General features: G+C 63.4%; 14 protein-coding genes. 2 read left to right on the top strand and 12 right to left on the bottom strand.

Annotation, left to right across the window (positions count from 1 at the left end; all coding sequences use genetic code 11):
- Positions 1-22: 22 nt before the first annotated feature.
- The 7 genes from holA to bamE form a co-directional block, all read right to left on the bottom strand.
- Entirely contained in the window at positions 23-1,123 is a 1,101-nt protein-coding gene (gene holA / locus P3T23_RS18560; RefSeq protein ID WP_429317613.1) for a DNA polymerase III subunit delta, read from the bottom strand.
- A 40-nt stretch (positions 1,124-1,163) separates the two neighbouring features.
- A complete protein-coding gene (gene lptE / locus P3T23_RS18555; RefSeq protein WP_429317612.1) occupies positions 1,164-1,715 on the bottom strand; it encodes an LPS assembly lipoprotein LptE in 552 nt (183 codons plus the stop codon).
- Between the two features lie 108 nt (positions 1,716-1,823).
- On the bottom strand, positions 1,824-4,418 hold the full coding sequence (leuS, locus tag P3T23_RS18550; protein WP_429317611.1) for a leucine--tRNA ligase: 2,595 nt from the start codon (positions 4,416-4,418) through the stop codon (positions 1,824-1,826).
- Positions 4,419-4,678: 260 nt separating this feature from the next.
- Positions 4,679-5,122 (bottom strand): ExbD/TolR family protein, encoded by a 444-nt coding sequence (locus P3T23_RS18545; protein ID WP_429317610.1) that lies wholly within the window; start codon positions 5,120-5,122, stop codon positions 4,679-4,681.
- 32 nt (positions 5,123-5,154) lie between these two features.
- Entirely contained in the window at positions 5,155-5,820 is a 666-nt protein-coding gene (locus tag P3T23_RS18540) for a MotA/TolQ/ExbB proton channel family protein (protein ID WP_429317609.1), read from the bottom strand.
- Between the two features lie 30 nt (positions 5,821-5,850).
- Positions 5,851-6,648 (bottom strand): 4-hydroxy-tetrahydrodipicolinate reductase, encoded by a 798-nt coding sequence (dapB, locus tag P3T23_RS18535; protein ID WP_429317608.1) that lies wholly within the window; start codon positions 6,646-6,648, stop codon positions 5,851-5,853.
- Between the two features lie 176 nt (positions 6,649-6,824).
- On the bottom strand, positions 6,825-7,697 hold the full coding sequence (gene bamE, locus P3T23_RS18530) for an outer membrane protein assembly factor BamE domain-containing protein (protein ID WP_429317607.1): 873 nt from the start codon (positions 7,695-7,697) through the stop codon (positions 6,825-6,827).
- A gap of 118 nt (positions 7,698-7,815) precedes the next feature.
- On the opposite strand from bamE, the gene fur reads away from it, so the two are divergent.
- Positions 7,816-8,244 carry a ferric iron uptake transcriptional regulator gene (gene fur / locus P3T23_RS18525; protein WP_429317606.1) on the top strand — a complete coding sequence of 143 codons (429 nt, stop codon included), beginning with the start codon at positions 7,816-7,818 and terminating at the stop codon, positions 8,242-8,244.
- Positions 8,245-8,351: 107 nt separating this feature from the next.
- Here fur and P3T23_RS18520 read toward each other — a convergent pair whose 3' ends face one another.
- The 3 genes from P3T23_RS18520 to P3T23_RS18510 all read right to left on the bottom strand — a co-directional run bounded on the left by P3T23_RS18520 (position 8,352) and on the right by P3T23_RS18510 (position 11,309).
- Positions 8,352-8,870: an ureidoglycolate lyase gene (locus P3T23_RS18520; RefSeq protein ID WP_429317605.1), complete on the bottom strand. Its 519-nt coding sequence runs from the start codon at positions 8,868-8,870 to the stop codon at positions 8,352-8,354.
- Between the two features lie 13 nt (positions 8,871-8,883).
- Positions 8,884-9,894, bottom strand: coding sequence for an allantoicase (gene alc, locus P3T23_RS18515; RefSeq protein ID WP_429317604.1), 1,011 nt, complete (start codon positions 9,892-9,894; stop codon positions 8,884-8,886).
- A gap of 86 nt (positions 9,895-9,980) precedes the next feature.
- Complete coding sequence (locus P3T23_RS18510; protein ID WP_429317603.1) at positions 9,981-11,309, bottom strand: C4-dicarboxylate transporter DctA; 1,329 nt, start codon at positions 11,307-11,309, stop codon at positions 9,981-9,983.
- A 226-nt stretch (positions 11,310-11,535) separates the two neighbouring features.
- On the opposite strand from P3T23_RS18510, the gene P3T23_RS18505 reads away from it, so the two are divergent.
- Positions 11,536-12,228, top strand: coding sequence for a FadR/GntR family transcriptional regulator (locus P3T23_RS18505; protein WP_429317602.1), 693 nt, complete (start codon positions 11,536-11,538; stop codon positions 12,226-12,228).
- 78 nt (positions 12,229-12,306) lie between these two features.
- Here the strand turns inward: P3T23_RS18505 and gap are convergent, their stop codons facing one another.
- The gene (gene gap, locus P3T23_RS18500) at positions 12,307-13,317 is read right to left on the bottom strand and encodes a type I glyceraldehyde-3-phosphate dehydrogenase (protein WP_429317601.1); all 1,011 of its coding nucleotides are present in this window, start codon (positions 13,315-13,317) and stop codon (positions 12,307-12,309) included.
- 96 nt (positions 13,318-13,413) lie between these two features.
- Positions 13,414-15,435 (bottom strand): transketolase, encoded by a 2,022-nt coding sequence (gene tkt / locus P3T23_RS18495; RefSeq protein WP_429317600.1) that lies wholly within the window; start codon positions 15,433-15,435, stop codon positions 13,414-13,416.
- Positions 15,436-15,783: the final 348 nt, after the last annotated feature.

Here is a 15,783-nt window from a genome sequence, read left to right as displayed (position 1 = left end):
GCCGGCACGCGCCGCGGACGCTTCAGGCTGGCCGCCGTGCTGGCCTCGCGGGCGCAACAGCTGCGGACTTCGCTGGCGAGGCGACGGTCATGGCCAGCTCGAACAGTCCGCTCCATGGATCGGGTGGCGGATCATGCCGATGGTTGCCTGGTGTCCCGCCGGACAAGCCCTTCACCTGGCGATCGAGCCGCGCGGCGAGCGCCAGCCCCTTTTCGAGCGCAGCCTCGGTCACGCGCGAAAGTGCCGGCCCGACGAGGCGCTCGCGCGGCCCCCAGACCCGGTTCTCACGCAGCAGGATCGCAAGCGGCTTGCCCGCTGCGACACCGCGCTTGATGCGCAGCAGCGTGCGCACTTCCTCGACCACCGCCCACAGTACCAGCACCGCGGCTTCGCCTTCGCCACGCAGACCGTCGAGCATCCGCGAAAGCCGGCCGACATCGCCCGCGAGCATCGCTTCGTTCAGCTTGAACACGTCGTAGCGCGCGACGTTCAGCACGGCATCCTGGATCTGCTCGAAACTCAATACGCCTTGGGGATACAGCAGCCCCAGTTTCTGGATTTCCTGGTGTGCCGCGAGCAGATTGCCCTCCACACGCTCGGCGATGAACTGCAATGCGCGCCGCCCTTCTTCGCCAGCCGCGACACGCTGGCCCTGCTGGGCGAGCCGCTGGCCAACCCAGTTCGGCAACTGCGCGCGTTCGACCGGATCGATCTTCAGTGCGACACCGGCATCGCCCAGCGCGGTGAACCACGCCGCCTTCTGCGTGGCCGCATCGAGGCGAGGCAACGTGATGAGCGTCAGCACATCGGGATTCGCGGCTGCGGCGAGCGTTCTCAGGGCGTCCGCGCCTTCCTTGCCTGGCTTGCCCGATGGAATCCGCAATTCGACCAGTTGACGGTCGCCGAACAGCGACATCGACTGGCTCGCGCCAAGCAGCGAACTCCAGTCGAAACCGCGCTCGACGGTGAACACCGAGCGGTCGGTAAAGCCCGCCGCGCGCGCGGTCGCACGAATGCGGTCGCACGCTTCCTGCGCGAGCAGATGCTCGTCGCCGTACACGACGTACAGGCCGGCGAGCCCTTTCGCGAGATGCGGTTCGAGCGCGTCAAGTCGCAGTTGCATGATTACGGATAAACGTAGTGAACATGTTGTCGCGCGACGCTCACAGCGGCGGCGGCGGCAACGGTGCGCGCGGCGCGACGGCTGGGACCTGTTCGCCCGGCCCCGGATGCAGCGAGCGCACAACGGCCAGGCGCCGCGTCAGCTGGTCGACCGCATCGTTCTGCATGTCGGCGAACAGCAACTCCGATTCCGCGGACTTGGCCAGCGAGAACTGGTCGCTATACGTCATTGCGCGGTTCAACGAGATCGCGCTGGGAGGAATCAGCAACGTGCCGTCCGCCCCGGTGAGCGTGTAGTTCAGCGAGTAGTTCAACTGGTACTCGGCGACGACACCGAACGAATTCAGCGTCAATGTACTCGTGCCGCGCGCCTCGGAGATATGCAGCACCGCGTCCGCGTAGGTTGGCACATTGACGATCACCGTATCGCTGCCGCCTTCGATCTGCCGGGTAAGGCGTGCAACGAACGGCGGCGGTGCACCCGCGATGGCGAGACGCTTGAACGCGTAGTCCTGCTGGCCGCGCAGCTGAAAGCCGCACGCGGACAACATCATCACGCCACACGCAAGCGTCAAAAACGTTCTGCGAGTCACATTGGCTCCTGATTCTTCAACAAGCGCAGGATGCTGTCGCTCGACGCGTCGGCCTCCTGCACACTCCCGTCTGCTATTGCGTAGTTGCGCCTGGCTCTGTCGCCAGCGTCAAACGACAACATTCACGAGACGCCCCGGCACGACGATGATCTTCTTCGGCGTCTTGCCTTCACCAAACTTTGCGAACATCTCGTGTGCGACCGCAGCCTGTTCGATCGCTTCGCGCGGTGCGTCCTTTGCGATTGTCACGGCGCCACGCACCTTGCCGTTCACCTGCAGCACGAGTTCGATCTCGGACTGCTCGAGCGCCTTTTCGTCGACCTTCGGCCACGGCGCATCGAGCAGCGTGCCAAGTTCGTCTGCGTATCCGAGTTCCTGCCACAACTGGAACGTCGCGTGCGGCACAACCGGATACAGCACCCGCAGCAACACGCCATACGTTTCACGCAACACGGCCGGCATTGCACCCTTCGCGCCTTCGATTGCGTTGAGCATCTTCATCGCCGCCGACACCACCGTGTTGTACTGCAAACGCTGATAGTCGTAGTCGGCCTGCTTCAGCACGCTGTAGATCTCACGGCGCAGGGCCTTGTCCGTGTCGGCGAGCCGCGCGACATCCAGCGATGCGCATTCGCGCAACGCCGCTTCGTTGGCGTGGCCGAAGGCCCACACACGGCGCAGGAAGCGGCTCGCCCCTTCGACGCCGGCGCCCGACCACTCGAGTTGCTGCTCAGGGGGCGCGGCGAACATCGTGAAGAGACGTGCGGTATCGGCGCCGTACTGGTCGATCAGAAGCTGCGGATCGACGCCGTTGTTCTTCGACTTCGACATCTTCTCGACGCCGCCCAGCACGACCGGCTGGCCGTCCGCGTTCAGCACCGCGCCGACCGGGCGACCCTTGTCGTCGAACGTGACGGTGACGTCGGCCGGGTTGCACCAGGTCTTCTTGCCCGCTTCGTTTTCGCGGTAATACGTTTCGTTGAGCACCATGCCCTGCGTAAGCAGATTCTTCGCCGGCTCGCCGAACTTCACAATACCGAGGTCGCGCGACACCTTCGCCCAGAAGCGCGAATACAACAGATGCAGGATCGCGTGCTCGATGCCGCCGATGTACTGATCCATCGGCATCCAGTAATCGGTGCGCGCGTCGACCATCGTTTTCGCATCGGGCGCCGCATAGCGATAGAAGTACCAGGCCGAATCGACAAACGTGTCCATCGTGTCGGTTTCGCGCTTCGCGGGCGCGCCGCAGGTCGGACATGTGCAGTTCAGGAACGCCTCGGACTTCGCAAGCGGATTGCCCGTGCCGTCCGGCACGAGATCTTCGGGGAGCACGACGGGCAGGTCCTGTTCCGGCACCGGCACGTCGCCGCAGGTGGCGCAGTGGATGATCGGAATCGGCGTGCCCCAGTAGCGCTGGCGCGAAATGCCCCAGTCGCGCAGACGCCACGTGACCTGCTTGTCACCGAGGCCCAGTTGCTTCAGATCGGCCGCGATCGCGTCGACGGCGGCCGCATAGTCGAGACCGTCGTATTTCCCGCTGTTCACGCAGGTGGCGCCTTCCTTGTCGCTGTACCATTCCTGCCATGCGTCGGTCGAATAGGTCTTGCCTGCGGCGGCGACGACCTGTTTGATCGCGAGGTCGTATTTCTTCGCGAACGCAAAGTCGCGTTCGTCGTGCGCCGGCACGCCCATCACCGCGCCTTCGCCGTAGCTCATCAGCACGTAGTTGCCGATCCACACTTCGACCTTCTCCTGCGTCAGCGGATGCGTGACGAAGAAGCCAGTGGCCATGCCCTTCTTTTCCATCGTCGCGATGTCGGCTTCCGCCACGCCGCCGCGCTTGCATTCTTCGATGAACGCCTGCAGTTCGGGCTTGTCCTGCGCGAGGCGTGTCGCGAGCGGATGCTCGGCAGCGACGGCGCAGAACGTGACGCCCATGATCGTATCGGCACGCGTCGTGAAGACGCGCAGCAGCTTGTCTTCGCCGTCGATTGCATACGGGAAGCCGAAGTTCACACCGAAGCTCTTGCCGATCCAGTTCTGCTGCATCACCTTGACGCGCTCGGGCCAGCCGAGGCCTTCGAGGTCGTTCAGCAGTTCATCCGCGTATTGCGTGATGCGCATGTAGTACATCGGGATTTCGCGCTTCTCGACGAGCGCGCCCGAGCGCCAGCCGCGCCCGTCGATCACCTGTTCGTTGGCGAGCACGGTCTGGTCGACCGGGTCCCAGTTCACGGTGCCGGTTTTTTTGTACGCGATGCCCTTTTCGAGCATCTTCAGGAACAGCCACTGGTTCCACTTGTAGTAATCGGGGCTGCACGTGGCGACTTCGCGCGACCAGTCGATCGCGAGACCCATCGACTGCATCTGCCCCTTCATGTACGCGATGTTGTCGTACGTCCACTTCGCCGGCGGCACGTTGTTGGCCATTGCCGCGTTTTCGGCAGGCATGCCGAACGCGTCCCAACCCATCGGCATCAGCACGTTATAGCCGTTCATCCGCAGATAGCGGTACATCACGTCGTTGATCGTGTAGTTGCGCACGTGACCCATGTGCAGCTTGCCCGACGGGTACGGCAGCATCGAGACGCAATAGAACTTGGGCTTGTCTGTGGCTTCCGTCGTCTTGTAGGCGTCGCTGGCGCGCCATTGCCCTTGCGCGGCGGATTCAACGTCGGAGGGAACGTATTTTTCGTGCATGGTGTGGTGAGTCGCTGGGTTCGGTGCTTTCGCACCGGGCCTGGTGCTTTGCTGGATGGAATCGATTGCCCCCTTGCGGGGGAAAGGGCTGATTATACCGTCCGACGCCGCCGTGCCCGGGTCGTGAGCCGGGATTTGCGCTTCCTTCCGGTTACCCCGCCTGGCGGCAGGCTGTTACGCGTGAATCACTGCCATGCCGACCCGCTGCGGCTCCGGCTGTTGGCGGGTTGTGGCACCGCCCGTTCTGCCGCCCTCTCACCTCACGGATGACCTGCTACGGCCGGTGAGGCAGGCGGCGGATCCGTCACGAAACCGATCCGCTCCAGCCCTGCCTGCTGCGCCGCGCCCATCACCTGGGCAATCACCTCATAGCGCGTCGACCGCTCGGCGCGCAGATGGATCTCGGGCTGGTCTGCGCGCTTGCCTTCCTCGGCAAACCTGGCGCGCATCTGGTCGAGCGTAATGGGTTTGGTGTCCCAGTAAAGTCTGCCGGCAGCGTCGATCGACAGCGAAATGGTTTGCGGTGTCTGGCGCGCGGGGGCCGAGGCGACCTTCGGCAGATCCAGCCGGATCGCGTGCGTCAAGAGCGGCGCAGTAATGATGAAGATGACGAGCAGCACGAGCATCACGTCGATCAGCGGCGTCATATTGATGTCCGCCATTGGCGGGGCCGTCTGCTTCTTTTCGAGTCCGCCGAATGCCATGTCGACCTCCGCGAAGGATGTTCCGGCGCCGCTCAGTTGGCGGGCGCGCACACGTAGGCGTGCAGGTCGTGAGCGAAGCCGTCCAGTTCTTCGGAGAGCTGACGCACCATGCGTCCGAGCACGTTGTAGGCAAGCACCGCCGGAATGGCGACGACCAGACCGAAGGCCGTCATGATGAGCGCCTCGCCAACCGGCCCGGCGACGTTTTCGATCATCGCCTGCCCGCTCGCCGCGATACTGCCGAGCGCGTGATAGATACCCCAGACGGTGCCGAGCAAGCCCACAAACGGCGCCGTGCTGCCCACCGATGCCAGCAGCACCTGCCCGAATTCGAGCCGCCGCTGCGACGCGCTGAGCGCCTGACGCAACGCGCGCAGCACGCGCTCACTGCGCTCGACACGCGCAAGCAGCGCGTTCGGCATGTCGGCTTCCGCGGCATGAAGCGCCGCTTCCGCCAGCGGCGCAAACACGCGCTCGCGATCGGCAAGACGCAACGCCACCACCCCGTCCGACAGCGTCTGCGCCTGCCAGAACAGCGCAACCGCGCGCGGCCCCTGGCGCTTCGCACGGCCGAGCATCCAGCCTTTCACGATCAGAAAACACCAGCTCGCCACCGACATCGCCAGCAACACCCACGCTACGCCATGCGTAATCGGGTCGCTCGTCTGCAGATAGTGGAGGATGCCGGTGGTCGCCATCGAGCCTCGCCGTCGAAAGATGCTTGGGGGTTACCGCAGGCCGAGCACGTCCTGCATATCGAAGAAACCAGTCGGGTGGCCTGCGAGGAAACGCACCGCACGCAGCGCGCCCTGCGCATAAGCGAGCCGGCTCGCGGATTTGTGCGTGATCTCGATGCGCTCGCCGATGCCCGCAAACAGCACCGTATGATCGCCCACGATATCGCCGCCGCGGATCGCGGAAAAACCGATCGTCGACGGATCGCGCTCGCCCGTCACGCCTTCGCGGCCATACACGGCGCACTCATCGAGATTGCGCCCGAGCGCGTCGGCGATCACTTCGCCCATCATCAGCGCTGTGCCGGACGGCGCGTCGACCTTGTGCCGGTGATGCGCCTCGATGATTTCGATGTCGTAACCGGCTGCAAAATGGCGTGCCGCGAATTCGAGCAGCTTCAGCGTGACGTTCACGCCGACGCTCATGTTTCCCGCGGCCATGATGGCGATTTTCTCGCCGGCGGCACGCAGTTGCGCCTTCTGCGCATTGTCGAAACCGGTGGTGCCGATCACGAGCTTCACGTTATGGCGCAGCGCGGCTTCGAGATGCACCATCGTGCCTTCGGGACGCGTGAAGTCGATCAGATAGTCGGCTTGCGCGAAGACGCGTTCGATGTCGTCCGTCAGTGCGACACCGGTCTCTTTGCCGAGGAACGCTCCGGCATCCCGACCCAGTTGCGGCGAATCTGCCCGGCCAAGTGCGCCGACAAGCGTTGCTTCAGGGTCGTTCAGGACAGTTTCGATGAGCATCCGGCCCATACGGCCCGATGCTCCGGCAATAGCGATTTTCATGGGCAACTCACAGGCAACTGAGGCAACCGAGACACTCAGCCAACTCACAGGCAACGCAGAAACAACTCAAGCGCGCGTCGATGTCGACGCGCGCCAACGCGCGAGAGTAGCGGGCCCGCTTGCGCACGCACTTCGCTCACGCCCGCGCGCGACCCACAGAGAAACGGACAGCGGGTTTAGTCGCCTGTTCCCGTCGAGGCGCCAGTCGAAGTCTGCGACGGCGCCGACGCCGGGGCGCTGCTTTCCGGCCCGACTGGCCCAACCGGGTTCTCCTCCGGACCATTCGTCGCGGGCGGTGGCGGGCGTCTGAACTGGAACTGCGGCTGACCCGGCGCGTTGGTGTTCGGCGGCAGGCCTGCCGACGGCGGCCGGTTGGCGCGCACCGACGGCGTCGCATTGCGAGCCGGTGCCGGCACGGCTTCGGTTGCGCGGTTCGCAGCCTGGGCGGCCTGCGCATTCGGATCCGTCGACGGCGCCGCAGCAGCGGCCGCTTCGGCTGACGGCGAACGCGCCTTATCGATCGCAGCCGCCGCCTCGGCGGGCGCGGTCGCGGAAGCCGCGGCAACCGGCGCGCTGGCGCCGCTCGCCGCAACTGCCGTTGCAGCCCTTCTCCGGCCGGTTCTGTCACCGTCGATCTGGGCAAGCAATTCGAGGTTGGACGGCAGATCTTCGCCCCCCGTCCAGCTCGCGACGCGGTCACTCTCGAAATTCACGATGAAGTCGCGCTGCTCCACGATCTGGCGTGAACCGCGCCGGAAATAGAAGATATAGTCCCAGCGATTGTCGTGGAACAGGTCCGTCAGCAACGGCGTGCCGAGCACCTGCTTCACTTCCGCACGCGACATGCCTACCTTCATCTGTGCGGCCATTTCCGCCGAGACGAAGTTGCCCTGCACGACAGTAATCCGATACGGCGTAATGCTCTGGGCAATACGTTGCGTCAGGCTGTCGTAAGTGGAACATCCAGCAAGAACCGCAACAGCCGCAGCAGCGATCAAGGTACCCCGCATGCGGCTCCCCCGGTAGATCAATTGAGATTTTGAAATCATTTCACTCACCGTGCGGGCTTGCTGACAAGCCGCGCGAGTTTCATTCCATCGAAGATGACCTGAACAGCAATTCACATTACTATTAGAACCCTGCATTGTACTCTAGGGATCCCTTGTCATGACCAATCCAACCGATCTCAAGAATATCGGGCTCAAGGCGACCCTTCCGCGCCTCAAAATCCTCGAAATTTTCCAGCATAGCGCGGTCCGCCATCTGACGGCAGAAGATGTGTACCGCAATCTGCTGCACGAGGAACTCGATATCGGTCTCGCCACGGTGTATCGCGTGCTCACGCAGTTCGAGCAGGCGGGGCTCCTGTCGCGTAGTAATTTCGAATCCGGCAAAGCCGTCTTCGAGCTGAACGAAGGAACTCACCACGACCACCTGGTGTGCCTCGACTGCGGGCTCGTCGAAGAGTTTTTCGACCCCGAAATCGAAAGCCGCCAGCAGTCAATCGCGAAGGAACGCGGCTTCAAGCTGCAGGAACACGCGCTTGCACTGTACGGTGCCTGCACCAAGGAAAACTGTCCCCATCGCAAACACTGAGCGGACGGCAGTTCGCGGAAGAGCGCTTTCCAGCACGCGAACATCAACAACAAAAAGACCCGGTCAGCGGAGGCTGACCGGGTCTTTTACTTCGTGCGACCTGAAGGTCAAGTCGTCGTGATTTCCGCGACCAGGCCTGACGATTCCAGCCGCCACGGCTCCTGCAAGGCCACTTCATCGCAATTCGGCTGTTCGCCGCCGCGATCGATCACCACGAAATCGCTGACCCGCTCGAGCGCCAGCAGCGGATGATGCCATACCCCTGGAGCGTAATTGACGCCCTGCCAGCCTTCCGCCCGGAAGGCGCGCATGCGCGACGGATCGAACTCGCCCGCCGGCGCGACGACGACCAGGTAGCGCGCGCCGGCAAGCGGCAGAAACGCCTGGCTGCCGAGCGGATGACGCTCCATCATCGCGATCTCCAGCGGCAGACTGCGCGGCTGAGCGCGAAACACGTTGACGAGCGGCCGGCCGCCGTCGCGGCACACGTCGATCGTGGCAAGGTCGTGAAAGCGCTCGGTCGTGCCGCCATTGATCGGAAAATGGCGCGCGCCTTCCAGTTCGATCACATCGCCGAAGGGCGCGAAGGCTTCGCGCGTCAGCCGTTCCATCTTCAGTGTTTTCATGGCGGCGGCTCCGTTACTCGGTCTCGCCCCACAGACGCAAACGCGACACGCCGCCGTCCGGGTAGATATTGAATCGCACGTGTGTCACAGGCCCGAGGGACGCGAGCTGCTCGCTGAACGTGTGCACGTGATCCATTTTGAGCGACTGTTCGGGCATCAGCACGGGCCAGAACATCGCCTGCGTGACGAGCGATTCGTCCGTGCCGCCCACAACGGACGCCGCCTGCAGCGAACAGCGATCCGGGAAATTGCCCTTGAAGTGCGCCGTATCGACTTCGACCTTGCGGATCGTACCCGGCCGGGCAAGCGCGATGATGGCCCAGTCGTTGCCCGGCTCGCGACGACGCCGCGTTTCCCAGCCGTCGCCCATGTTCACGCCGCGACCCGGCATCAGTATCTGCGAGGCCGGCCCGAAATGCTGGTTGTTCGCGGTGACGAGATACGCGCCGTTTTCGATCGCTGCAAGATCGATCAGCTCGCCACGTGCAAGGTTGGTCCAGTCGCGCTTCGGTTGACCGTACACACGCAGGCGCGCCAGGCCGCCGTCCGGATAAAGGTTCACGCGCAGATGCGTAAAGGCGCGCGCGTCGTCGACCTCGACGTAATGGTGCTGGTTGCCCTGCAGCGTCGTGGCGGGCACGAGTGTTTGCCAGTCTGCGTTGTCCGGCGGCAAATCGCTTTCGGCGTAGCACGCTTCGATCGACGCGGCAGGCGGGAAATTGCCGGTGAAGTGGCTCGTGTCGAGATCGACCCCATGCACGACGCCCGGGCGGGCGAGCCGGATCACACAGGAGTCGTGGCCGGTCGTGCGCTTGCGGCGGGTTTCCCAACCGTCCATCCATTTGCCATGGTCATCGTACTTGCCGGGGATGAACACCGCCGGCTGAGGGTCGAGCATGCGTTCCTTCGGTGCGAAGAATTCATCGCTGGCGAAGAGCGCTTTCGCGCCCAGACGCGGATCGGCGAGATTCATATAGCGGCGCGTGAAGGCGGGAGCGTTGGGGTCGAGAGTCGGATTAGCCATGATGTCGGTCTGTCGGTGTTGGTAGGGTCGGTGAAGGCGGCGGGCGTTGCGGCCCGCCTGAGAATGCGTCGGTAAGGGTTTCGTCGTCAGATTGCGTGAGCGTGCTCGCCTGCGGCCTTCGGTCCGGCTTTCTCAGCGCCGGCCGGGACGTAGCGCAGTTCGGCATCCTGATTCAGCACGCGACGGGCGCGCACCTTGTCGATATCGTTTTCCCACACGGCGACCACCACCGTCGCCACGCAGTTGCCGATCAGGTTGGTCAGTGCCCGCGCGATGCCCACGAACCAGTCGACCGGCAGGATCAGCACGAGCCCCAGCACCGGAATCGCGGGAATCGCGGAAAGGGTCGCGGCAAGAATCACGATCGCGGAACCGGGAATGCCGTGCGCGCCCTTCGACGTCACCAGCGACACCAGCACAACCACGATCAGATCGTGCATCGACAGCGGCGTATTCGTGGCCTGCGCGATGAAGATCACAGCCAGCGTCAGGTAGATCGAGAAACCGTCGAGGTTGAACGAGTAGCCTGTCGGAATCACGAGGCCGACGGTCGAATCCTTCACACCCATCCATTCGAGCTTGCGCATGATCTGCGGCAGCACGGCGTCCGACGATGCCGTGCCAAGCACGATCGACAGCTCTTCGCGCAGGTAGCGGATCAGCTTGAACACATTGAAACCGGCCAGACGCATCACCACGCCAAGCACCACCGCGACGAACACGATGCAGCTTGCGTAGAACACGAGCACCAGCATGCCGAGTTGCTTGAGCGACTCCACGCCGTACGTGCCCGTCGTGAAGGCGATCGCGCCGAGCACGCCAAGCGGCGCGAGCTTGATGATGAAGCTCATCACGCGGAAAAACACCTGCGCCAGTTCGTCGATCAGGCTGCTTACGCGCTGCGCCTTCTCACCGAGCAGCGACAGCGCCGAGCCGAACAGCACCGAGAACACGAGGATCTGCAGGATGTCGCCCTTGGCGAAGGCGTCGATGGCCGTCTCGGGGATGATCTTCAGCAGAAACCCGGCCGTGTCCTTCAGGCTCTTCGCGTGCTCCGTGTAGGTCGCGAGCGACGCGGCATCGAGCGAATGCAGGTCGATGTTCATCCCGACGCCCGGCTTCGTCAGGTACGCAAGCACGGCGCCGATCACGAGCGCGATCGTCGTCATGATTTCGAAGTAGACCACCGCCTTCAGCCCGACGCGCCCGACCTTCTTCAGGTCACCCGCGTGCGCCATGCCGCCAACAACCACGCAGAACACGATAGGCCCGATCACCATCTTGATCAGCTTGAGAAAGCCGTCGCCAAGCGGCCGCAGCGACTGGGCGAAATGGGGGAACAGCGCGCCGATCACAATGCCCGCTACGAGAGCGATCACCACCCGGCCAAACAGCGAATTGAAAAACTTCAACACGGCTTTCTCCTGGTTCCAGGGTTCATCTGTTCATACTGGTCCGACCAGTACTGTTATGGCAAATAGTAGGAAGCCGATATAGTGGAGTCAAGGACCGATTTGACGGGGTTTACCCGTTGCGTTTGTTGAATCCTTCGGCCCGCTTTTCACTGCTTTGCAAGCATGCGGTGCAGCGGCCGCGAACGCGGATTACAATGCCGGTCAGACCACGCCGATCAAAAGTAAGATGAAAAACGTCCCGCACACTGTCACTGACGCCGCAATCGCCACGATTCGTGAACGGATCGAAGGCGGCGCGTATCCGGTCGGAAGTCTTCTTCCGGCGCAACGCCAGCTTTCCGAGGAGCTGGAGATCAGCCGCGCGTCGCTGCGTGAGGCGCTGTCGACGCTTGAAGCGCTCGGCCTGCTGACCATCCGGCCTGGCAAGGGCGTCTATGTGGAGAGCGCGCAGGCGTCGGCCGGCCATCCATGGCGGTTCGCCGATCAGTCATCGCTACCGGATACCTATCAGATGCGCTTCGCGCTGGAGGGCTTCGTCGCGAGAATGGCAGCGCTTGCGATCAGCGACAGTGACATCGGCTGGCTCGAGGACAACATCGCTGCGTTGCACGGCGCGCTGGTCGCGGCTGAGCTCGACGAAGCCGCGCAGCTCGACTTCGATTTTCATATGCGGATTGTCAGCATCGCCGGCAACGCGGCGATCGAATCGATCCTGCGCAGCAGCGCCGACATCATGAAGGAAAGCCAGCGAATGCCGTTCTACAGGCGCGAACTCGTTCTGACCACCTGGCACGAGCATCGGGCCATTCTCGATGCGCTGAAGGCGCGCGATCCCGAGGCCGCCGGCAAGGCCATCGAAACGCACATCTCGAACGCAGCGCAGCGCGCAGGTGTGTACTTTCCGACGCCGCGGTCGTAGAGATTGAACCGCCAGGACATTGCATAAAAAAAGCGGCCCGAAGGCCGCTTTCCTGTTCAGCGTAAACGCGCCGATAACTTACTTCGCGTTGGCGAGCGCCACTGCCGTATCCAGCATGCGGTTCGAGAAACCCCATTCGTTGTCGTACCAGCTCGACACCTTCACGAGACGGCCCGACACCTTCGTCAGCGTTGCATCGAACGTCGACGAAGCCGGGTTGTGGTTGAAGTCGATCGAAACCAGCGGCGCCGTGTTATAGCCGAGGATGCCCTTCAGCGCGCCTTCCGATGCTTCCTTCATGATCGCGTTCACTTCGTCCACCGTGGTGTCGCGCTTCGCGATGAACGACAGGTCGACGATCGACACGTTGATCGTCGGGACGCGAATCGCGTAACCGTCCAGCTTGCCGTTCAGTTCCGGCAACACGAGGCCGACAGCCGATGCTGCACCCGTCTTCGTGGGGATCTGGCTGTGCGTGGCGGAGCGAGCGCGGCGCAGGTCTTCGTGATACACGTCGGTCAGAACCTGGTCGTTCGTGTAGGCGTGGATCGTCGTCATCAGGCCCGTTTCGAGGCCGATTTTGTCGTTCAGCGGTTTGACGAGCGGTGCGAGGCAGTTGGTCGTGCACGAGGCATTCGAGATGACCGTGTGCTCAGCCTTCAGCGTGTGATGGTTCACGCCGTAGACGATCGTTGCATCGACATCCTTGCCGCCCGGTGCCGAGATGATCACCTTCTTCGCGCCGCCCTTGATGTGCGCGCTGGCCTTTTCCTTGGTCGTGAAAAAGCCTGTGCATTCCATCACGACGTCGACGCCAAGCTCACCCCACGGCAGTTCAGCCGGGTTGCGGTTTGCCAGCACGCGGATCCTGTCGCCGTTCACGACGAGGAAGTCGCCGTCGACCGACACTTCGCCCGGGAACTTGCCGTGCGCGGTGTCGTACTGCGTCAGGTGGGCGTTGGTTTTGGCATCGCCGAGGTCGTTGATGGCGACGATTTCGATATCGTGCTTCTTGCCGTTTTCATAAAAGGCGCGCAGCGTATTGCGGCCGATCCGGCCGTAGCCGTTGATTGCGACGCGAATCGTCATTGTCTATCTCCTGATGGCTGAAAAAATACGTTCGGTTTGGTCGGGCGGGCGAATTCTGCCGGAGCGTGGGGCGCGTCCGGCAGAACCGGTTGCCGCTCAGCCGAGGGCGGCCTTTGCCGTCTCTACAACATGCTCGACGGTGAAGCCGAAATGCTTGAACAGTACGCCAGCCGGGGCGGATTCGCCGAACGTGTCGATACCGACCACGCCGCCTTCCAGGCCCACATACTTGCGCCAGTAATCGGTCACGCCCGCTTCGATCGCCACGCGCCGCACGCCGTGCGGCAGCACGCGCTCGCGGTATTCGGCGTCCTGCCTGTCGAACACCGTCGTCGACGGCATCGACACCACGCGCGCCGCAATGCCTTCCTGCGCGAGCGGCTCGATCGCCTTCAACGCCAGTTCGACTTCCGAGCCGGTCGCGATCAGGATGACCTTGCGCGCGACGATTTCGTCGTTCCAGTCGCGCAGCACGTAGCCGCCCTTCGCGACGTTTGCGATCTGCGCATCGGTGCGCTCCGAGAACGCGAGGTTCTGGCGGGTGAAGATCAGGCACGACGGGCCGTGATGCTCGACAGCCTGCGTCCACGCGACAGCCGTTTCGACCGTATCCGCCGGGCGCCAGACCTCCATTTGCGGAATCAGGCGCAGGCTCGCCACGTGCTCGATCGACTGGTGCGTCGGACCGTCTTCGCCGAGGCCGATCGAATCGTGCGTGAACACGAAAATCGACGGCGCCTTCATCAGCGCGGCGACGCGCAGTGCGTTGCGGCTGTAGTCGGAGAAGGTCAGGAAGGTGCCGCCGAATGCCTTCAGGCCGCCATGCAGCGCGACGCCGTTGATCGCTGCGCTCATGCCGAATTCGCGCACGCCGTAGCTGAGGTAATTGCCGCGCAGGACACCGTCGGCGTCGATGCCGACTGGCTTCGAAGCCTTCCAGTTGGTCAGGTTCGAGCCGGTCAGGTCGGCTGAGCCGCCGAACAGTTCAGGCAACACCGTCGACAGACCTTCGATGGCCTGTTGCGAAGCCTTGCGGGTCGCGACCGTTTCTGCGCGTGCGTTTGCACCGGCGATGATGGCCTGGGCCTTTTCCGCCCACTCAGCCGGCAGCTTCTTCGCCATGCGGCGTTCGAATTCGGCTGCTTCCTGCGGATACTTCGCGCGGTATGCCGCGAACGCCTTGTCCCAGTCGGACTCGACGCGTGCTCCCGCTTCCTTCGCGTCCCATGCTGCGTAGACTTCCGACGGGATCACGAACGGTTCCCACTTCCAGCCGATCGCCTCGCGGGTCGCGGCGATTTCCTTGTCGCCGAGCGGCGCGCCGTGCGCGTCGTGGCCACCCGCCTTGGTCGGCGCGCCTTCGCCGATCACCGTCTTGCAGCAGATCAGCGTCGGCCTGTCCGACTGCTTCGCCTTGACGATGGCCGCATCGACTGCATCGACGTTGTGGCCGTTGACGCCAGGAATCACGTTCCAGCCATAGGCTTCGAAGCGCTTTGGCGTGTCGTCGCGGAACCAGTGGACCACTTCGCCATCGATCGAGATGCCGTTATCGTCGTAGAACGCGATCAGCTTGTTCAGCTTCAGCACGCCCGCGAGCGAGCAGGCCTCGTGCGAGATGCCTTCCATCAGGCAGCCGTCGCCGACGAACACATACGTGTGGTGATCGACGATCTTCGCGTCGGACCTGTTGAATTCGGAGGCGAGCAGCGCTTCGGCGAGCGCCATGCCGACCGCGTTCGCCAGACCTTGACCCAGCGGACCGGTCGTCGTTTCGACGCCCGGCGTGATGCCGTATTCCGGGTGGCCCGGCGTCTTCGAATGAAGCTGACGGAAGTTCTTCAGTTCTTCCATCGGCAGGTCGTAGCCGGTCAGATGCAGCAGCGAATACAGCAGCATCGAACCGTGACCGTTCGACAGAACGAAACGGTCGCGATCGGCCCATTGCGGGTTCTTCGGGTTGTGGCGCAAATGTCGCGACCACAGCGCAACGCCAATTTCAGCCATGCCCATCGGCATGCCGGGGTGACCGGAATTGGCCTTCTGAACGGCATCCATCGACAATGCGCGGATCGCATTGGCCATCAGGGAGGTGGGAGCGGGAGACGGGGTCGTCATGTCGAGTCCGGAGAACGAGTCCAAAAAAGCGGGGGCGGCGGTCCGGAAGCTCGGCGGCCAGAGTGCTCCGGCGCACGATGCGGCGCCGGGAGACGCGAAACGGGCAGAGCAATCGGACAAGGCTGCAAAGCGTGACATTCTAACAGATCGTCAACCGCATCCCCGGCCGCAAACGGCCCGGCCAGCCACGTTTTGCCCTGGATTCGACCGTCCGGGCAGTGCCGGGTTCGCCCCGCATCGCGCGTGAGTCGCCCTTTATAATCGGCCCATCGAGAACTACGGCACGACTCGCGAAGCGAGGTATCGAAGACCCACTCTGGTACGACGCGGTGCGTTTCGCACTCTTCG

This window comes from Paraburkholderia sp. GAS448 (assembly GCF_050435685.1).
GTDB lineage: Bacteria > Pseudomonadota > Gammaproteobacteria > Burkholderiales > Burkholderiaceae > Paraburkholderia.
This window is presented reverse-complemented; position numbering and strand designations above follow the sequence as displayed.